Here is a 19,923-nt window from a genome sequence, read left to right on the forward strand (position 1 = left end):
GTCGGTCCTGGTCCAGCGGGCGGAGAACCCGTCGGCGGGCACGCCCGCGGCCGGGGCGCCGTCGCCCCAGTCGAAGTCGATGACCGCCTCGTCGCGGGTGAGCAGGGGTTCGCCCGCGAGGCTCGTTCCGGCGTAGTAGGAGGCCGTCCACGGCGTGGCCGGCGGCGGGTCGGCGGTCTTGTCGTAGCTGACGCGGGCGATCGCGCCGCCCGCCCGCTCGTAGTACTCGGCGACGACGACGTGGGCGCCCTCGGCGAGGTTGCGCTGCACGACGAACGTCGTCGGGGGCTGGTCGCGCCACTCGTCGAGGACCAGCACACCGTCGACGTACAGCCGGACGCCGTCGTCGGCGACGACCCGGAACGTGTACACGCCGGCGGCGAGGGTGTCGGTGCGGGTCCAGCGGGCCGACCAGCCGTCGGCCGGCAGGCCGGGGCCGGGGGCGCCGGTGCCCCAGTCGAAGTCGACGGCCGCATCCTGGCGCACGATCGCGGCGGTGCCCGCGAGCGCCGTGCCGGCGTAGTAGGCGCCGTCCCAGCCGGGCGGAGAGGTGGCGTCGCCGACCCGCTGGTAGGTCAGGTGCAGCTGGTTGCCGGCGGCGTTCTCGTAGTACTCCACCCGGATCTCGTGCGGGCCGCCGAGCAGCAGCTTGTCGCCGGTGAACGCCTCGTTCTGCTCCCGCCACTTGTCGACCACGGGCTGGCCGTCCACGAACACGCGGATCCCGTCGTCGGCGGTACCGCTGAATCGGTAGAGGCCGCTCGGCAGGACGTCGGTGCGGGTCCACACGCCGACGAAGTGGTCGTCGGCGATGCCTCCGCCGGGGGAGCCGTCGAGCTGGATCGCGCTTTCCGAGCGGGAGAGATCCGGTTCCCGGTCCGGGATCGCGGGGGCGCTGCCGGCGCCGGGCGTGTTCCAGTAGCGGGCGGTCCACTGTGGAGCCGGCGGCAGGTCTCCGGTGCGGTTCCACACCAGGCGGGCCAGGGCGCCCGCCGCGTTCTCGTAGTACTCCATGACGACCGTGTGCGCGCCGCCGCCGAGGACCAGGCTCGCCGTGTAGTCGGTGACGCCCTGGTCGCCCCAGTGGTCGATGACCTTCTGCCCGTCGACCCACAGCCGCACGCCGTCGTCGCTGGTCGTGGTGAACTCGTAGACCCCGGCGGTGAGCGTCAGGGATCGCGTGTACCGCGCGACGAAGTGGTCGGCGTCGATCGATGGATCGGGCGATCCGAGCCCCCAGTCGTGGTCGACGGCGGCCTCGTCCCGGCTCACCTGCGGCCGGGTGGCCGGGACCGTCGGGGCGGAGCCGGCGCCCGGCGTGTTCCAGTACTCGGCCAGGAACACGTCCCGCGGCTGGTCCGGCGTCGTCTCCCAGGACAGCTTCGCGCTCGCGTCGACGACGTTGTCGTAGAACTCCAGCCGGATCGCGTGCTCCCCGGCGGCCAGGTCGGCGACGTGGTCGTAGGCGGTCGGGCCCTGGTCGTGCCACTGGTCGATGACGAGCTGGTCGTCGAGGTACAGCCGGGCGCCGTCGTCGGAGGCCACCGTGAACCGGTAGCGGCCGGCGGCGAAGTACTCCCGCTTCGACCAGCGCGCCGAGAAGTGGTCCGGGTCGACGCCGGGGCCGGGGGAGCCGGTCGACCAGATGAAGTCGACCTTCGGGTCCTCCCGGACGAGCACGGGTGCGCCCTGCAGGTTCTGGTTGTTGAAGAACTCGGCGGTGAACGGCGCCGACGGCGCGTAGGTCGCGGTCCACGTCGCGTCCGCCGCCGGGGTGGTGACGAAGTGGCGGATGGCGCCGCCGTCGGACCAGCCGGTGAAGTGGTACACGGTCCCGTTCGCGTCGGTCGCGGTCGGCGGGGCCGCGATCTCCCGCTTGAAGCCGGTGACGCCCTGCACCGCGTCCGGCGTCGGGATCGGCACGCCGTCGAGGGTCAGCCCGAGGCCCGGCGGGTCGGTCGCGAACGTCATCACCGACGTGTTCGGGTAGATGAACGCCGACCTGCTCGTCGACAGGCCGTTGCGGTCGGTGGCGGTCACCTTGATCTCGAACCAGGTGTCGGCCGACGCCTCGCCCGTGGTCGGGATCGTGAACGTGCCGACCCGGCCGGTCAGCGGGCCGACGAACGGGTGCAGGTGGGTGTTGTGGTGCAGGAACACCTCGGTCTTGAGGTCGCCGTCGCTGACGTCGTAGCCGGCGGCGTCGTTGCCGAAGACGTTGTAGGTGATGGTGTCGCCGGAGTCGTACCGGGCCCCGTCGACCGGTGCCGCGATCGTGACCGTCGGCGGCGTGCCCACCTGGATCACGATGGGTCTCGATGTCACGGTGTTCTGCCCGTCGGAAACGGTGAGCGTCACCGGATACACCCCGACCGCGGTGTAGGTCTTCACCGGATCGGCGGCGGTGCTCGTGCTGCCGTCGCCGAGATCCCACTGGTACTGCAGGTCGTCGCCGTCCGGATCGCTCGTTCCGGCGCTGGAGAAGCGCACGGTCAGCGGCGCCTCGCCGCCGGTCGAGTCCGACGTCGCCCGGACGACCGGCGAGCTGCCGGCCAGGCTGTACGACACGCGGTAGAGCTGGCCGGGGAAGTAGGTGATGTAGTACAGCGAGCCGTCGGGCGCGACCTTGAGGTCGACGACGCTGCCGGCGTCGAGGTCGAAGTCGCGGACCTGGGTGATCTGGCCGGCGTCGTCGAGCAGGGCCTGCTTGATGAACCCGCGGGAGTAGTCGCCGAAGAAGAGGCTGCCCTGGTACTCCGGCGGGAACTGCGTGCCGCGGTAGACCGGGCCGGCGGTGACCGCGCCGCTGCCGCCGTCGTGGTTGTAGGCGGTCAGCGGGTCGCGGTAGCCCGCGCAGCCCGTGGCGCAGCGCCCCTCGTGGACCGGCCAGCCGTAGTTGCCGCCCTTGACGACGAGGTTGAGCTCCTCCCACGTGTAGTCGCCGACGTCGCCGGCGTAGAGCCGCCCGGTCGTGCTGTCGAACTGGAACCGCCACGGGTTGCGGAAACCGTATGCCCAGATCGCGCCGAGTTTTCCCGGCTGCCCGGCGAACGGGTTGTCCGGCGGAATCGATCCGTCGGGATTGATACGCAGGATCTTGCCGTGCGGGTTGGACAGGTCCTGCGCGTTCGGCGGGTAGCCGTTGTCGCCGACCGCGAAGTACAGCTTTCCGTCCGGGCCGAACCGGATGGATCCGCCGACGTGCAGCAGCTGCGAGGGCGATTGGGTCTGAAAAATGGTGTACGGGCCGTCGGCGCCGACATCTCCGGAAGCGTCGAAACGCACCAGATGATTCAGCAGGTCGTGTCCGGTGTAATAAAAGTAGACATAGTGGTTGGCGACGCCGAAACCGGGATCGAAGGCGATGCCGATGAGGCCGCGGTCACCCGACGCCTCCGACGGCAGGTCGGCGAAGGGCGTCGTGAGCAGGTGCCCGTCCTTGAAAACCTTGATCTTCCCGGTGCGTTCCAGGATGAAAATGCGCCCGTCGGGGGCGATCTCGAATCCGCTCGGGCCGTCGAGTCCGGCGCCGGCGACGAGCTGCGTGGCGAATCCGGGCGGCGTCGAGGCGCGCGCCGCCGGCATCGGACCGACGAGCGACGCCACCACTGTCAGCAATGCGACAAAAACGAGGTACTTCCGCACGGTTCACCCCACGAATCGGCCACCGCGGCAAATCCTGGGTTGCCCGTGTAATGCAGCAATAGCGATTCCGGGAATGCGCGGTGACGATACTGGGTCGGCGTTGTTTCGGCCCCGGCGGTGTGCGGTGGAATTACCCCGCCGGAAACACGCCGGTCGTCAGGTCGTCACCGGTAACAATTCGTATCCGCGCAGTACACGCGTCGGCCGCCGTTTCGTGGCGCCATTCGTCCGCAGGCCGGGGTGCCGTTCGAACAGCATCCGCAGGCCGATCTCGCCCTCCAGGCGGGCCAGGGCGGCGCCGAGGCAGTAGTGCACGCCGCCGGAGAACGACAGGTGCTCGCGGGCGTTGGCGCGGGTCACGTCGAAGGTCGCCGGGTCGGCGAAGACGGCCGGGTCGCGGTTGGCGCCGCCGAGCATCGGCACCACCACCTGGCCGGGCCGCACGGTGACGCCGCCGACCTCGGTCTCCCGCCGGCACACGCGAGCGGTGCTCTGCACCGGCGAGTCGTACCGCAGCATCTCCTCGACCGCCCCGGGCCAGCGCTGCGGCTCGGCGCGCAGCAGCTCCAGCTGCTCGGGGTGGCGCATGAGCAGGGCCGCGCCGCTGCCGAGCAGGTTGACGGTGGTCTCGAACCCGGCCGCGAGCAGCAGCCCGGCGGTGGCCAGCAGCTCGTCGTCGCCGAGCTGCTCGCCTTCCAGGTGCACGAGGCGGCTCAGCAGGTCGTTGCCGGGCTGCGCGCGTAGCCGCGCGAAGTGGCCCCGCAGCCAGTCGTTGCTGGCCTTGATGCCGCGCTCGGTCCTTCGGTACGTGCGGAAACTCAGGCCGATGTCCAGCGTCGGCGCGGCCGCGGCGCCCCACGCGAGGAACTGCCGGCGCATCTCCTGCGGCACGCCGAGGATGTCGGCGATCACCGTCACCGGCAGCAGCGCCGCGTAGTCGGCGATCAGCTCCGCCGGTGCGTCCCGCAGCAGCTCGTCGCAGGTCTGCTCGATCCGCGGCCGCAGCCCTTCGATGGCCCGTGCGGTGAACACCTTCGCGACGAGGCGGCGGTACCGCGTGTGGTCGGGCGGGTCGACGACCAGCATCGACGGGGGATCGACCGGCCCGATCGGCGACGTGCGGCGGCTCAGCCGGAACAGCAGCGCGACGCCCGCCGGCAGCCGCCGCTCGCTGACCCCGACCCCGAACGCGTCACTGCGCAGGACGGCGGAGGCGACGTCGTGCCGGGCGGTCGCAAGCATGAGCTGCCCGCGCACGACCGGTCCGGCGGCGCGGACGCGGTCGTAGAAGGGATACGGATCGGCGCGGATGGCGGGATCGTGGAAGAACGCCGCCAGCCGGTCCCCCCGCCGCGCGGCCCGCCGGACGGCCACCCGCATGAACCCGTGCTTGGTGGCCCACCGCAACCCCGTCCCCGCCATGCCTCCTTGGTACTATACGGTACCAGCCCCGGTCAACGCCTACGGCTGGCCGGGGTTGAGCGCGACGAACAGCGCATCGCCGTCGGCGCACAGGGTGTCGCCGTGGTGCAGGGCCGCGGTCAGGAAGCGCTTGCGGCCCTCGATGCGCACGACCGTGCCGGTGACCCGCAGCGGGGCGTCGATCGGGGTGATCGCCCGGAAGTTGACGTGCAGGTACGCGGTGCGCGACACGGGCCGGCCGGTGTTGGCCAGCCGGCCCAGGACCTCGTCGAAGACGAGCGGGATGACGCCGCCGTGGGCGGCGCCGTTGGCGCCGAGGTAGAAGCGGCCCATGCTGCAGCGGGCCACGACGTGGTCCTCGTCCCACTCGTCGTACTCCAGTGGCGGGATGAGCGCCTGACCCCGGCCCGGCAGGTCGACCCGCCGGCCGGCGATCATCCCCTCCTCGTCCACCTCGTACGGCTCGACGGCGGCGGCGACCTTCTCCAGCATGTCGGCGACCTCGGTGACGACACCCTCCGGCGCGTCCGCCGCGGTGATCCCGTCCTGGATGCGGCGCAGCGCCTCGATCATGCGGCCGAAGTCGGGGCCGCCGCCGTCGGTGCGGTACCTGCGCGGCCGGAAGCCGCCGATGTTGCCGGGCTCGCTCATCTCCGCAGTCTCCGCCCCAGTGCCGTCCGGATGTGAGGGATTGTGACGGATCCGCCTCAGGCTGCGGGCTGTTGTTGTGGTGGCTGCGCCAGGCCGGCGAGCAGGGCCCGCAGGTCGATGCCGGTGAGGTCGGAGCCGAGCTGCAGGCCCTGGGCGACGTTGGACGCCACCGACTTCGTCAGCGCCGACGCGCCGTCGGTCGAGATGACGGTCATCGCGTCGATCTCCCCGATCGGGCGGCTGGCCGCGTCGACCACCTCCGGCAGAACGCGCACCAGCAGGTCGAGGACGGCCGCCTGGCCGTACCCGCCGAATGCCTCGGCCTTGGCCCGCATCGCCGCCGCCTCGGCCTCGCCGCGGGCCCGCAACGCGGCGGCCTCCGCCTCGCCGCGGGCGAGGATCGCCTGGGCCTCGGCGGCGGCCTCCAGCCGCACCGCCTCCGCCGCCGCGCCGCGCCGGGCCCGTTCCGCCTCGGCCTCCTGTTCGACCTGGTACCGCGCCGCGTCCGCCGGTCGGCGCACCTCCACGTCGAGCTGGCGCTGCCGCAGCTCGGCCGCCTGCTCGGCGACCTTCTGCCGCTCGGCGAGCACCGACTGCTCCGTCTCGGCCTGCGCGATCGGCCCGGCGCTGGCGGAGCGCGCGTTGGCGGCGTCGATCTCCGCCTGTACCGTCGCCTTCTTCACCGCCAGGTTCCGCTCGGCCTCGGCGATGGCCTCCTCGGCCCGCATCCGCTCCTGTTCGGCGTTCTGCCGGGCCTGCGCCTCGGCGATCGCAGCCGCCTTGTGCACCCGGGCGGCCTCGGGGCGGCCGAGGTCCTCCAGGTAGGTGCCGGCGGTGCGGATGTCCTCGAGCTGGAACACGTCGAGCACCAGCCCCTGGTGGGTCAGCGTGCGCTCGGCCTCCTCGGCCACGTGCGCGGCGAACCCGGCCCGGTCGCGGATGATCTCCTCCACGGTCAGCCGGCCGACGACCGAGCGCAGCGCGCCGGCGAGGACCTGCGCGGTGAACGCCTCGATACGGTCCTGCTGATGCAGGAACCGCTGCGCCGCAGGGCGGATCATCTCCGCGGTCCCGCCGACCTTGACGATCGCCACGGCGTCGGCGTCGCAGCGGATGCCCTGCTTGCTGACGGCCGCGGTGACCTGCACCGGAATCTCCCGGCTGGACAGGTCGAGCACGTGCAGCCGCTGGACGACGGGCAGCACGAAGACGGCGGCGCCCATCACGACCTTCTGCCCCGACAGGTCGGTGGTGACGCTGCCGTCGGCGGCGGTGACCGGGTGGCCCTTGCGGCCGGTCACGATGAACGCTTCGTTCGGTCCGGCGACCCGCACGCGGGCCAGCACGGACGCGACGACCAGCACGGCGAGCACGGCGAGCCCGCCGACCGCGATGACCAGGGGTGTCATGGCCTTTCGTCGACCTCCATGAGGATTTCGTCGAGCGGCGCGACGTCGACGCTGGTGGGGCTGTTGACCCCGATCACGACGACGGTCACGCCGAGGGGGAGCGGCCCGGCCGCCCGCGCGTGGAACTTCATCGGCTGCCCGGCGTACGTCAGCCGCACCTGCCCGAGCCCGCCCGCCGGCACCTCGCTGATGACCACGCCGGTCGCCCCGACGAGGTCGGCGCTGCGCGGTGTGGCGTCGGTCGGCATGCCGGCCACGGCGGCGACGAACCGCCCCGTGAGCCAGGCGGCGGGGATGCCGGCGGCGAGCCCGACGGCGGTCGCCAGCAGCGCACCCTTGCCGCCGCTCCAGCCGGCCGCCTCGACGGCGACGGCCCCGCCGAACCCGAACACCCCGGTGAACCCGGTGACGGCCGGCCAGGCGAACCCGCTGCGCCGTCCCCTCAGGACTCTCGGGAGATGCGGGAACCGTGCTCTTGGGAGCAGCGGGAACCGTGCTCGCGGGAGCAGCGGGAACCGCGCTCCCGGGAGATGCCGGAACCGCAACGACAGCAGCGTCATCAGCAGGCTGAGCCCGCCGATGGCCAGGAACGTGAGCGTCACGGCGCTCATCGGCCTCGCGCGCCTTCCCCGTCGGGTCCGGCGGCAGGGCGCCGGGACCCACAGCCCGAATGTAAGCCCGCGTGGCCCGGGCGCGCGGTCCCCGATTCGAGCGACGTACGTCACGTTCCGGTCCGTCCTCAGGGTTGTCCCCGAGGGCAGGGCGGCCGGGCCGTCCTACGATCGATATGGCGGCCGGATCCGAGGGGCGGGTCCTCGGTCGTCCGGAAGGGACGGGGGATCATGGAGATCTCCGGCATCTTCACCGCACTCGTCATCGGCCTGATCATCGGCGCCCTGGGCCGCCTGGTCCTGCCCGGCCGGCAGCAGATCGGCTTCTGGCTCACTCTCCTCATCGGCGTGGTCGCCGCCCTGCTCGGCACGTTTGTGGCCGCGATCTTCGGCGTGGCCAAGACGGCCGGCATCGACTGGATCGAGCTCGGGCTCCAGGTCGCCTTCGCGGCCGGCGGTGTGGCGATCGCCGACGGGGTCCGCGGTGGGCGCGACCGGCGGGCCATCGATCGCTGACGCCCCGGGGCGGCGCCAGGTCACGGTTACGGCCGCCGTTCGGCGTCGCCGCCCCGGCGGCCCTCACCCTCGCCGGCCCGCCGCGGCGTAGCGTTGCGGCGCCCGGCCAGGGTCCGCGCCGTCGCGGTGTCCGCGGCGCTCGGCCGGGTCGGGCGCTGCCGTGGCGCCCGACCGGGATTCGGGCGCCGTCTTGGGCAGGCACGACCGGGTGTCTTGGTGCCCGGGTGCGCTCGCGCGTCGCATCGCGGCGCTCGTCGAGTCGAGGGGTCGGGCGCCGTCTTGCGTCGCGTTGCGGTGCTCGTTGAGGGTGCGGGCGCCGTCGTGGTGTCCGGCTGGGTCGGGTGCGTTCGTCGCGTTGCGTGCTCGTCGGGTTGAGGGGTCGGGCGCCGTCTTGCGTCGCGTTGCCGGCGCTCATCCAGAGTTCGGGCCGCCGTTGCGGTGTCCGGCTGCGGTTTGCGTGCCGTTGCGCGCAGCGGCTAGACGTTGGTCGATCTACCCTCATGTTGATCGCGGACGCTGAGGGTAGATCGACCAACGTCTAGCCGTGTCGGCCCGGCGTGCCGCGGCTGAGCGAGTCGTGGGTGCGGCTGGAAGCGGCCGTAGTCGGCCCGGCGGCACCGCCGACTCGAGAGCCGCGGCGAGTGCGCCGCGGCCGAGGGCACCCCGCGCCGGGCTCCGCGGCGAGCCGCCGCCGAGCGCCCACGGCGGTGCCGAGCGCCCACGGCGGCGCCGGTAGTCGGCGTGGCCGTGGGCGGCCCGGCTGTAGCCGGGTGGGTCAGGCCGCGCGCAGGGTGAGTTCCGTGATCTCGCTCGGGGCGAAGACGCGGAACGGGGGGCCCCAGAAGCCGGTGCCGCGGCTCGTGAACAGCTGGGTGCGGGCGCCGTGGCGGGTGAGGCCCTGGACCACCGGCTGGTCGAGGCGGACCAGCCAGTGGAACGGCCAGATCTGGCCGCCGTGCGTGTGGCCGGACAGCTGGAGGTCGACGCCGTGCGTGACCGCGGCGTCGATCTGCTTCGGCTGGTGGGCCAGCAGCAGGATCGGCAGCGTCGGGTCGGCGCCCGCCAGGGCGGCCTCGTGGTCGGCGCGGTGGCCGGGCAGGCCCGTGCCGGCCGCGGTGCGGTCGTCGACGCCCGCGACCACCAGGGAGTCGCCGCCGCGGGTCACCACGACGTGGCGGTTGTGCAGCGGCTCCCAGCCCAGCGTCTGCATGTGGCTGAGCCAGCCCTCGGCCTCGCCGAAGTACTCGTGGTTGCCCGTGACGTACACCCGCGCGTAGCGGGCCCGGACGTCGGCGAGCGGGGCGGCCTGGGCCGTGCGCTGGGCGACGGTGCCGTCGGCGATGTCGCCGGTGTGGGCGACGATGTCGGGGTCGAGCGCGTTGACCGCCTCGGTCACGCCGCGGGACCAGCGAACGCGGTCGATCGGGCCGTAGTGGGTGTCGGTGAGCAGGACCACGCGGAGACCGTCCAGGCCGGCCCCGAGGCGGGGGATCGTCACCGTCACCCGGCGGACGCGCGGGATGCGCATCGCCTCGCGGTACCCCCAGAGCCCGATGCCGACGGCGACCACCGCGGTGAAGGCCGCCGTGACCCGGGAGCGCACCGGGTCGTCGACGCCGGAGGCGAGGAGGACGATCCGCAGCACGTCGCCGGCGAGCGCCCAGACGAACAGGATCCAGATGGCGCCCAGCATGGTGTCGCCGATGCGGGCGGCCAGGTCGTTGCGGCGGGCGTGGCCGAACACCATGAGCACCGGGAAGGCGACGGCGGCGCCGGCGAACAGGACCGTGCCGACGGCCACGACCGGGGTGGGCCACGCGTTGCCGGAGACGACCAGCGACCACCACGGCACACCGAACAGCAGCGCCAGCACGGCCGTGAGGGTGAGCCCGAAGGTCAGCGGCCGCAGGAGTGATCTGCGTCGCGGTGCCGGGACCGCTTCAGTCGTCATGGTTGAAGCATGCCACGGGGAACCTGTGAAGCTCCTCAGTGGAACTTGCGGGCCGAGCTGTCCCGGTTCTGCGCGGCGGCGGTGTCGCCGAACGCGCGGCGCAGCAGCTCGTGCTCGTGCCGGCGGGCCTCGGTCACGCCCCGCATCGTCACCACCATGCCGCGCACCAGCCGGTCGTCGCGCAGGTCGCGGAAGACGACCTCGACGAGGACGCGGGTGCCGTCGGGGCGGGCGAGGCTCCAGGTGTCGCGGATGCCGTCGCGGTCGCCGGCGCGGACCTGCTCGACGGTCCGGGCGACCTGGTCGCGGTCGTCGGGGCCGACGATCTCCTTGAGCGTGGCGAACGGCGTCGGCCAGATGCCCAGCACGTCGGTGACGGACGGGCTGGTGTACCGGATCCGTTCGTCGTCGTCGAGGACCAGCACGACGTCGTTGGAGTGCTCGGTGACGGCCCGCAGGTAGTCGTCGCTGTCGCGGCGGCTCGCGGCGTCGGTGAGGCTGATCCGCGCGAGCGCGAGGGCGGCCTGCCCGGCCAGCACCGACACCGCGTCGAGGACGGTGAGCAGGTCCTCGCGGTCGGCGGCGACGTACAGCACGCCGGCGTCGAGCGGGCACACCATCACGTGGTCGAAGCCGTCGAACCGCTCGGCCCACAGCGGCGCGATGTCGGCGACGGGCACGATCCGCGGCGCCGACAGCTCGCCCAGCGGCAGCAGGTCGGTGAGGCTGAAGTCGAGGACGATGTCGTGGGGCGCGTCGCCGGGTAAGAGGGTGCCCATGGCCGACCGGACGGCCGACGCGACGGCGCCCGAGTCGGTGGCGCCGACCAGGACCGTGCCGGCCCGGCGCAGCGCCTGCTCGCGGCGCAGCGCGCTGGCGTGCTTGCCGACGGCGTCGCTGAGCCGGATGACGAGCAGGGCCAGGGTGATGCCGAACGCGATCGCGATCACCGGGCCGTCGCGCACCTCGCCGGTCATCGCCTGCACCAGCAGTACCACTGGAGCGAACGCGACGGACACCAGCAGCACGACCATGCCCAGCCCGTGCACCGGCTCGCGGCCGCGGCGCAACGCTCCGCCCGGCGGCGCCGTGAGCTGCGCCATCGACGGCTGCAGCGCGGCGGCGCCCCAGGCGGCGTACAGCACCGCGTACGCCAGGTCGGCCGGGCCGCCGGGGGCGAGCCCGCCGTGCGCCCGGGCGACCCCGTACGCGACGTCGCCGGCGAGCATCCCGGCGGCGCCGAGCGCGAGCAGGATCGCGGCCGGGTTGCGCCGGCCGGCGGTGACGAGCCGGACGGTGACGACGAGGACGACGACGTCGCCGATCGTGTACGCGGCCTGGACCGACCACTCGGACGCGCTCACGCCGCCGACGTCGAGCCGCGGGCCGCCGATGAACACCCAGCCCGCCAGCAGCGCCGCGCAGCCGAGCGCGAGCAGGTCGAGCAGGCGCGAGCGGTCGTCGAGGGTGGCCGTGTGGCGGGTCAGGCCGATGAGCGCGACCGCCACGATCGGGAACATCAGCAGGTAGGCGGCGCTGGCCAGCGGCGGCGGCTCGGTGGACGGCGAGACCAGCCCGTAGGCGAAGTCGCCGACCATCATGGCCAGCAGCGAACCGGCGAGGGCCCACCACGCGCCCGACCGCGCCGGCCGGTGGCGCAGGATGCCGACGACGATGGCCACGGCGCCGCAGGTGCCGATGCCGGCCCAGGCCACCGAGTCGTACCGCGGGGCGACGAGCAGCACGGTCAGGAACGCCGCCACCAGTGCGACATACGTGGCCGTGATCCGCTGCGTCGTGCCCTGTCCACCCATCGACATCCTTACGCTGTGTGACGTCTTCTATACCACACCGCTGGTCACCGGCGCAGCGTTCCCAGGTCGTACCGCAGCAACGGCGTCACCCATTCGCGTCGCTCCCGCGCCACCTCGCCGACCATCGCGCGGCTCGGCATCTCGGCCAGGAGCAGCAGGTAAAACTGCGCGCGGTACAGCGCGAGCCGTCGCTGTTCACCCTCGGTGAACCCGGGCGCGGTGCCGCCGAAGTAGCCGCGCAGGACCGGGTGGTCGCGCTCGTCCTCGAGGCGGTGCCCGATCGCCGTGCACACGAAGTCGTACAGCGGGTCGCCCCAGAAGTACCGCTCCCCGTCGACGAGCCCGGTGAGCCGCCCGTCCCGGCAGAGCACGTTGCCGTCCCACAGGTCGAAGTGCACGAGCGCGGGCCGGGTCACCTCGTCGAGCGCGGCGCCGTGCCGCTCGACGGTCGCCAGGATGTCGGCGTCGCTCGCCGGCAGCTCGACGCCCCAGTCGCGGGCGTCGGCCAGCAGATCCTCGGTCATGGCGGTGAACGCCGCCCTCCAGGTGGCGCCGCCGGTCCGGCCTTGGCCGTCGTACCCGAACGCGCTGCCCGTCACGGTGTGCAGCTCCCGCAGCGCCGCGCCGAGCTGCTCGCGCACGCCGCTCGCGTCGGCTCCCTCGGGCAGCTCGGTGAGCGGCCGCCCGGGCAGCAGCCCGACCACCACGACGTCGTCGTCCGCGTGCAGCACCGGCGGCACGGGCACGCCCGGGGCGTGCGCGGCGACCAGCCGATAGTAGCGCGCCTCGGCGCCGATGATCCCCGTCTCGTACCGCAGCAGCGGGCACCCGGGCGGCGGCCCGACCTTGACGACGGCCTCGGTCCCGTCGTCGAGCGTGACCCGCCACACGGCGGCGAAGGTGCCGCCGGTGAGCGGTCCACAGTGGACGGCGGTGCGCCCGAACCGCTCCGCGAGCAGGGCTGACACGTCGTCGGGGGTCAGCTGCCGCTGTGTCGGGCTGATGACGTCTGGCACCCGGTCACCTTACGGCGTCTGCCCCGTGTGTGGTGTCCCGCCGCAACGCTGGTTTCCGCGGCGTTCCGCCGTTCCGGGCCGCTCCGGTGTCCCGGGCGTTCCCGCGTTCCCGGGCGTTCCGGGCGTTCCCGTGTTCCCGTCTGTTCCCGCGTTTCTGGGCGTTCCCGCGTTCCCGTGCGTTCCTGGCCGTTCCCACCCCGTTCCCGGCCGTTCCCCCCGGTTCCCGGGTGCTCCGGGGCGTTCCCTGGGTCCCGCGCCCCCGTCCCGCGTCGTGGCCCCGCCGCGCGCTTCCCGCAGTACACATTGGTGATCGTTTTTGTCTCATCACATTTACACATTGATCGTCATTAGGGGAGAGAAAGGGTAGTCGAAGCGACCTTGCAGGCCATAACGTGCAGCAAAGCGCCTGACTCAATGGGGAGGCCAAGTGAGGAAAAGGCTCGCGAGTATCGCCGTGGCCGGCCTGGTGGCCGGTTCGCTGGTGGTATTGGCACCGGCGTCGGCCGCACCGGCCGCGCCGACGGGGGATCTGGCCGACGGCATCAAGCGGCAGCTGGCCGCCGGCGTGCAGGTGGTGCCGAAGCAGTCGGCGACGGCGAAGGCGGCGGCGCCGAGCACCGTCAACCCGTACACGGCCCTGCTGAAGGACCCGAGCAAGGTCGACAAGTACTACTGGTCCGAGCAGGCCAAGACGCGGTCGCTTGCCCGGGCGCAGCAGAAGCAGGCCCAGAACGCGCTCGCCGCGGCCGCGTCGCCGCTCCTGCACGACGAGGCGGAGCCGCGCGGCTTCTTCGGCTCCAACGACACCCACGCCACCGCCGAGCTGATCAAGGGCTTCGGCACCGGCGCCAAGGTCAACAACCGCGCCCGCGTGCTCGGCCAGATCTCGCCGGAGACGGTGAGCGTGTCGTCGGTCAGCCCGGCCACCGAGGACGACGGCGCGATCCCGCTCGCCGCTGACCTCGGGTTCGGCGGCAGCCGCAAGGGCGTCACGACCACCGGCACCCGCGGCGACGGCCCGCACGGCAGCGCCGGCGACGGCAGCGGCGACTTCGACTTCGTCAAGGTCACCGCGTTCGCCGGCCAGCAGCTCGTGGTCGCGATCGACACGCCGACCGGCTCCCTCGACCCGGTCGTCGGCCTGTACGACGCCTCGGGCGTGCTCGTCGCGGCCGACGACGACGGCGGCCCCGGCCTCGACAGCCTGCTCGCCTACGACGTGACGGTGAGCGGCACCTACTACCTGATGGTGTCCGGGTTCAGCACCGGCGGCGTGTTCCCGGCGGACCCGTTCGACTCCGGCAGCGGCGTGGCGACCGGCAGCGAGGGCCCGTACACGCTGACCGGCACCATCGCGTTCCCCGACCGTGACTTCTTCGCCGTCGACCTCGCGGCCGGCGACGTCCTCGGCGGCTCGGTCACCGGCGTCGGCACCCGGCTGACCGTGCGGGACCCGTCCGGCCGGATCGTCTTCGGCTCGGAGCAGGACGCGAGCTTCATCTACGCGCCGAGCGCGCCGTTGCCCGGCGGCGGCAACGCGGTCGTCTCGTACGTGGCGGCCAGGGCCGGCCGGTACTCGGTCGAGGTCGGCGGGCTCGCCGGAAACTACGACATCACCGTCGAGGCGTACCGTCCCGGCCCGGAGTCGCGGGACCAGGGCACGGTCCAGACGCTGTTCCTGGACTTCGACGGCGCCCGGATCAACACCGCCATCTTCGGCGGCCCGGGCGTGCGGCAGCTCTCGCCGCTGGCCGGCTTCCTCGGCCGCTGGGGTCTCAGCGCCGCCGACGAGAACAAGGTGATCGACGCGACCATCGCGGCGGTGCGGGAGAACATCATCGCCGACATGAAGGACCGCGGCACCAACCCGCGGTTCGGCTTCAAGATCCTGAACAGCCGCGACAACCCGGACGCGTTCGGCCAGCCGAACGTCCACCGGATCGTCGTCGGCGGCACGATCGACGAGTCGGGGATCGACACGATCGGCATCGCGCAGTACATCGACCCCGGTAACTATGCGACAGAGGACAGCGCGATCGTCCTGCTCGACGTCCTGAGCGACCCGAGCGGTCCGGCCTCGCTGAACACGTACATCACCCCGGCCAGCAACAAGATCCGGTTCATCGGCCGGGCGCTCGGCAACGTCATCACCCACGAGGCCGGGCACCTGTACGGCAACTTCCACACCGACCCGCTCAACAGCACACCGAACCTCATGGACGCCGGCGGCGCCTTCCCCGGCCTGTTCGGGGTCGGTCCGGACAACATCGGCGGTACCGCCGACGACGTCGACTACGACTTCGGCGACGACGAGTTCTACCCGGGCGAGGGCCTGGCCGGCACCGAGGACACGCTCAACACGGCCGCCTGGGGCCTGGTGAAGGGCAAGGCGAAGTAGCCCGGATCACTGCCGGAAACGGAATCGCCGCGTCCACGGTGGGGTTCTTCCCACCGTGGACGCGGTCGTCATCGGCGCCGGCCAGGCCGGCCTTTCCGCGGCGTACGCCCTGCGGCGCCGCGGCCTGTCCTTCGTCGTGCTCGACGCGGACGCCGCGCCGGGCGGCGCCTGGCAGCACCGCGCCCCGTCGCTGTCGGTGGCGTCGCTGCACGGCATCTTCGACCTGCCGGGCCTGCCCTTCACGCCCCCGCCGACCGGCCCGGCCGCGTCGGTCGTGGCGGAGTACTTCGCCGCGTACGAGCGGCGGTTCGACCTCCCGGTCCTGCGCCCGGTCACGGTCGACGCGGTGCGCCGGGTGCCCGGCGGCCTGCAGGTCTCGTCCTCGTCGGGCTCGTGGACCGCCGGCGCCGTGGTGAACGCGACCGGCACCTGGACCCGCCCGTACTGGCCGGCGTACCCGGGCGCGACCGAGTTCCGCGGCCGCCAGCTGCACTACGCCGGGTACCGCGGCCCGTCCAGCTTCACCGGCCGCCGTGTCCTGGTGGTCGGCGGCGGCCACTCCGCCGTCCACGTGCTGTCCGAACTGCCGGATTTTGCATCGGCGGTACAGTGGGTGACCCGCCGCGAGCCCGTCTTCCACGAGGGCCCGTTCACCGAGGACTACGGACGGCAGGTGGTGGCGCGCGTCGAGGAGCGGGTGGCCGCCGGCCTGCCGCCGCGCAGCGTGGTGAGCGTGACCGGCCTGGGCTACACGTCGATCGTGCGCGCGGCCCTGGAGAAGGGCGCGCTGCACCGCCGGCCGATGTTCGACCGGCTGGTGCCGGACGGCGCGGTGTGGGGCGACCGGTTCGAGCCGTACGACACGATCATCTGGGCCACGGGTTTCCGCGCCGCCCTGAACCATCTGGCTCCCCTCCGGCTCCGCGAACCGGGCGGCGGGATCCGGATGGCCGGCACCCGTGCGGTCCGGGAGCCGCGGCTGCACCTGGTCGGCTACGGTCCTTCGGCGAGCACGGTGGGCGCGAACCGCGCCGGGCAGTCGGCGGCGCGCGAGATCGCCGCGCTCCTCCAGCCGGCCTGACACGGCGCCGCCGCTCCACTCACGGCAGCTCTCCGGCGCCCGCGCTTTCGCACTTTCCCGTTCCCGCTTTCTCCGGCGCCCGCGTTCCGGTGCGTTTCCGTTCCCACGCTCTCTCGTTCCCGTGCTCTCTCGTTCCCGCGCTGTTCCGTTCCCGCGCTTTCCAGTTCCAGCGCTCTCGGTTCCCGCGATCCCGCGGCGCTCGCCACGAACGCCCGCTGCCAGGTGGCGTCATCGCCGAACGACACCTACCTCCCGTTCCTCCTACCTCCCGTTCCTCCTACCTCCCGTTCCTCCTACCTCCCGTTCCTCCGACCTCCCGTTCCTCCGACCTCCCGTTCCTCCGACCTCCCGTTCCCGCGTTCTCCCGTTCCCGCGTTCTCCCGTTCCCGCGTTCTCCCGTGTTCTCGTTCCCGTGTTCTTCCGTTCTCCCGTGCCCGCGCTGCCGTGCGTTCCCGTTCCCGCGTTTCTGATCTTCCCGGATCTTTCCGAATAACGGACATTTCCGGCTTATGATCTCCGTTTCTGCAGGTCGGAGCCAAACGCGAACATCCTGTTCGCGTTTGCTCCGTGCCGATCGGCGTGCGCAGGATGGGGCACATGACGACGGTGGTGACCGGGGCAACCGGGGGCGTGGGCAGGCACGTGGTCGATCGGCTCGTCGCGGCGGGAGAGCGGGTTCGGGCCGTCACCCGGCGACCGGACTCCGCCGCGTTTCCCGACGCGGTGACGGTCGTTGCCGGCGACCTCGCCGAGCCGGCGACGCTGGACGGCGTGTTCGACGGGGCCGACCGCCTGTACCTCTTCCCGGTCGCGGCCACCGCGGAGGACGTCGTGGCGCGGGCGCGCGCGGCCGGGGTACACCGGATCGTCGTGCTCTCGTCCGGCGCCGTCACCGCCGGCCTCGACCCCTCGTTCCACCTGCCCGTCGAGCAGGCCGTCGAGCGCTCGGGCGCCGAGTGGACCCACGTGCGGCCGGGGGAGTTCATGCTCAACAGGGTCTGGCTGTGGGGACCGTCGATCCGCGCCGAACGGACCGTGCGGGAACCGTTCCCGGACGTCGCGTGGTGCCCTGTCCACGAGCAGGACATCGCCGACGTGGCGGCCGCGGCGCTGCTGGAGGACGGCCACGCCGGCCGCGCGTACGACCTCAACGGGCCGGCCCTCGTCAGCCGCCGCGACCAGGTGCGCGCCATCGCCGAGGCGATCGGCGAGGACGTCCGCCTGGAGGTGGTCACCCCGCAGCGGGCCCGCGAGCTGTACCGGGCGCAGGGCGGCTTCGCCGCCGCCAACGCCGACTTCCTGCTCGGGTTCGAGGACTACGCCGGCAACGACACCTCCCCCGACGCGATCGAGCACCTCGACCTCGGCGCCCTGCAACTGCCGACCGCCGAAGCGGTCAACGGCTGCCCGGCGCGCACGTTCGCCCAGTGGGCCCGCGACCACGCCGCCGACTTCAGCTGACCCGCGCGGCCGAACCGGCCCTACGCGGGAGGTCCTACGGAGGCGCGGGATCGCAGCGGCATCTCGACCAGGTGGCGGCCCATTGGACGGGTGGGGTCGAGCAGCAGTTCCACGGCCCGCCGGCCGAGTTCGAAGTGGGGGAGCGCGACGCTGGTCAATGCCGGGCGTAGCCACGACGCCAGGTCGGAGTCGTCGAACGCGACCACCGACAGGTCCTCCGGGATGCGCAGGCCCGCCTCCTGGGCCGCCTGGTACGCGCCGAACGCCAGCCGGTCGTTCAGGCACAGCAGGGCGGACGCCCGGCTGCCGGCGCGCAGGAACGCGCGTACCGCCGCGTATGCCGGCACCGGCCGCCACCTGGACCCCGCCCGGCGCGCGACGTGCTGCAACGTGACCCGGCCACCCGCCATCCCGCGCCTCCCTGTCCGTGCCGGTCCCCGCGCCCGACCCCGCGGCGCCCGGCCACCGTGTTTCCCGCCGCGTCCGACGATCGACTCCGGAGCGTTCCCGCGTTCCGGACCTCCGGCCTTCCGGCGTCCCCCGTTTCCCCGTTTCCCCCGTTCGCGGTTCCCCCGTTCCCGCGTTCCGCGTTCCCGTTCCCGCGTTCCGCGTTCCCGTTCCCGCGTTCCGCGTTCCCGTTCCCGCGTTCCGCGTTCCGCGTTCCCGTTCCCGCGTTCCCCGTTCCGCGTTCCCCGTTCCCGCGATCCGTTGTCGGCGGCGGCGTTCCCGTGGCGTTCCCGTGCTGTTCCCGCGGGATTCGTGGCGGCGAGTGCCATCCCGGGCGTTTCCGGTGCCGCTGGGTGCGAGCCCGGCGTTCCGGGTGTTTCCGTCGATCTCCGTCGGCAAGCTTGACATGCGTCGCCGGGGGCCGCACGGTCGAAGATGCTGAATGGATTCAGCGGGAGGTGTGGACCGGGATGTTACGTCTCGTCGATCACTGGGTCTGGGACAGCTGGCTCGCGGCCGCCGGCGAGGAGCACCACCTCTTCTTCCTGCGCGCGCCCCGAGATCTCCGCGACCCCGAGCGCCGGCACCTGTCCACGTCGGTCGGCCACGCCGTCTCCACCGACCTGCGCCGGTGGACGGTCCTGCCCGATCCGCTGGAGCGGGCCGAGGCGTCGGCCTGGGACGGCGCCGCCGTCTGGACCGGCTCGATCGTGCCGCACGACGGCCGGTGGTACCTCTTCTACACCGGCGTCGGCGGCGACGCCGCCCAGCGCGTCGGGATCGCCGTCTCCCAAGATCTGCACACCTGGCAGCGGCACGGCGTCGAGCCGGTGGTCGCGCCGGACCCGCGGTGGTACGCAGAGACCGCCTGGCGCGACCCGTTCGTCTTCGCCGACCCGGCCGGCCGCGGCTGGCACATGCTGCTCACGGCCCACGCCGCCGGGGAGGGCCGCGGCGGCGGCGTGATCGCGCACGCCCGCTCGTCCGACCTGCTGCACTGGAGCGTCCGCCCGCCGCTGACCCGGCCCGCCGGCTTCGATCACCTGGAAGTACCGCAGGTGCACCAGATCGACGACGCCACCATTCTGCTGTTCTCCTGCCAGCCGGCGATGACCACGGTCCAGCGGCGCAACGGCTCGCCGCTGTCCGGCACGTGGATCGTCGCCGGCGGCTCGATCGGCACCGGCTGGGACGTGACGACGGCGACGCCGTTCGCGCACCCGTCGTTGTACGCCGCGCGCCTCGCCCGCGACCCCGCCGGCGGCTGGTGCCTGCTCGGTTTCCGCGACTGGGAACAGGGAGTGTTCCATGGCGAGATCATCGACCCGATTCCGGTCGCCTGGACCGGACGTCGACTGGTCGAGCGGCTTCGGTAACGGCGCCGGTAACGTCGAGCGGCTTCGGTAACGTCGAGCGGCTTCGGTAGCGGCGCCGGAAACGTCGAGCGGCGCCGGAAACGTCGAGCGGCGCCGGAAACGTCGAGCGGCGCCGGAAACGTCGA

The 19,923-nt window shown here is 72.9% G+C and carries 14 protein-coding genes; 5 read left to right on the forward strand and 9 right to left on the reverse strand.

All coding sequences use genetic code 11. The features are described from left to right. The 5 genes from IEZ31_RS49885 to IEZ31_RS49905 all read right to left on the reverse strand — a co-directional run. A partial coding sequence (locus IEZ31_RS49885) for a PA14 domain-containing protein (protein ID WP_229837074.1) occupies positions 1 to 3,585 on the reverse strand: 3,585 nt, incomplete at its 3' end. A gap of 216 nt (positions 3,586 to 3,801) precedes the next feature. Beyond that, positions 3,802 to 5,067 (reverse strand): cytochrome P450, encoded by a 1,266-nt coding sequence (locus IEZ31_RS49890; protein WP_190257189.1) that lies wholly within the window; start codon positions 5,065 to 5,067, stop codon positions 3,802 to 3,804. A 39-nt stretch (positions 5,068 to 5,106) separates the two neighbouring features. Next, positions 5,107 to 5,718, reverse strand: coding sequence for a PaaI family thioesterase (locus IEZ31_RS49895; protein WP_190257190.1), 612 nt, complete (start codon positions 5,716 to 5,718; stop codon positions 5,107 to 5,109). A gap of 56 nt (positions 5,719 to 5,774) precedes the next feature. Then, positions 5,775 to 7,127 carry a flotillin family protein gene (locus tag IEZ31_RS49900; RefSeq protein ID WP_190257191.1) on the reverse strand — a complete coding sequence of 451 codons (1,353 nt, stop codon included), beginning with the start codon at positions 7,125 to 7,127 and terminating at the stop codon, positions 5,775 to 5,777. Beyond that, positions 7,124 to 7,738, reverse strand: a complete 615-nt coding sequence (locus tag IEZ31_RS49905) for an NfeD C-terminal domain-containing protein (RefSeq protein ID WP_190257192.1) — start codon at positions 7,736 to 7,738, stop codon at positions 7,124 to 7,126. The genes IEZ31_RS49900 and IEZ31_RS49905 overlap by 4 nt, the downstream gene beginning before the upstream one ends. Before the next feature lie 231 nt (positions 7,739 to 7,969). Between IEZ31_RS49905 and IEZ31_RS49910 the strand changes: the two genes are divergently transcribed. Next, positions 7,970 to 8,254: a GlsB/YeaQ/YmgE family stress response membrane protein gene (locus IEZ31_RS49910; RefSeq protein WP_190257193.1), complete on the forward strand. Its 285-nt coding sequence runs from the start codon at positions 7,970 to 7,972 to the stop codon at positions 8,252 to 8,254. A gap of 775 nt (positions 8,255 to 9,029) precedes the next feature. Here the strand turns inward: IEZ31_RS49910 and IEZ31_RS49915 are convergent. The 3 genes from IEZ31_RS49915 to IEZ31_RS49925 are packed head-to-tail and all read right to left on the reverse strand — an operon-like array spanning position 9,030 to position 13,035. After that, on the reverse strand, positions 9,030 to 10,205 hold the full coding sequence (locus IEZ31_RS49915; protein WP_190257194.1) for a metallophosphoesterase: 1,176 nt from the start codon (positions 10,203 to 10,205) through the stop codon (positions 9,030 to 9,032). A 35-nt stretch (positions 10,206 to 10,240) separates the two neighbouring features. After that, complete coding sequence (locus IEZ31_RS49920) at positions 10,241 to 12,019, reverse strand: PAS domain-containing protein (protein ID WP_190257195.1); 1,779 nt, start codon at positions 12,017 to 12,019, stop codon at positions 10,241 to 10,243. 44 nt (positions 12,020 to 12,063) lie between these two features. Next, positions 12,064 to 13,035 (reverse strand): phosphotransferase family protein, encoded by a 972-nt coding sequence (locus IEZ31_RS49925; RefSeq protein WP_190257196.1) that lies wholly within the window; start codon positions 13,033 to 13,035, stop codon positions 12,064 to 12,066. Positions 13,036 to 13,462: 427 nt separating this feature from the next. Between IEZ31_RS49925 and IEZ31_RS49930 the strand changes: the two genes are divergently transcribed. The 3 genes from IEZ31_RS49930 (at position 13,463) to IEZ31_RS49940 (ending at position 17,975) form a co-directional block, all read left to right on the forward strand. Then, complete coding sequence (locus tag IEZ31_RS49930; protein ID WP_190257197.1) at positions 13,463 to 15,433, forward strand: PPC domain-containing protein; 1,971 nt, start codon at positions 13,463 to 13,465, stop codon at positions 15,431 to 15,433. Positions 15,434 to 15,488: 55 nt separating this feature from the next. Then, positions 15,489 to 16,514 carry an FAD-dependent oxidoreductase gene (locus tag IEZ31_RS49935; RefSeq protein ID WP_190257198.1) on the forward strand — a complete coding sequence of 342 codons (1,026 nt, stop codon included), beginning with the start codon at positions 15,489 to 15,491 and terminating at the stop codon, positions 16,512 to 16,514. A gap of 597 nt (positions 16,515 to 17,111) precedes the next feature. Beyond that, a complete protein-coding gene (locus tag IEZ31_RS49940) occupies positions 17,112 to 17,975 on the forward strand; it encodes an SDR family oxidoreductase (protein WP_190257199.1) in 864 nt (287 codons plus the stop codon). A gap of 20 nt (positions 17,976 to 17,995) precedes the next feature. Here the strand turns inward: IEZ31_RS49940 and IEZ31_RS60685 are convergent, their stop codons facing one another. Continuing rightward, on the reverse strand, positions 17,996 to 18,751 hold the full coding sequence (locus tag IEZ31_RS60685) for a substrate-binding domain-containing protein (protein ID WP_308429526.1): 756 nt from the start codon (positions 18,749 to 18,751) through the stop codon (positions 17,996 to 17,998). A 141-nt stretch (positions 18,752 to 18,892) separates the two neighbouring features. On the opposite strand from IEZ31_RS60685, the gene IEZ31_RS49950 reads away from it, so the two are divergent. Next, positions 18,893 to 19,798, forward strand: a complete 906-nt coding sequence (locus IEZ31_RS49950; RefSeq protein ID WP_190257201.1) for a family 43 glycosylhydrolase — start codon at positions 18,893 to 18,895, stop codon at positions 19,796 to 19,798. Positions 19,799 to 19,923 lie beyond the last annotated feature (125 nt).

This window comes from Dactylosporangium sucinum, from assembly GCF_014647515.1.
Classification (GTDB): Bacteria; Actinomycetota; Actinomycetes; order Mycobacteriales; family Micromonosporaceae; genus Dactylosporangium; species Dactylosporangium sucinum.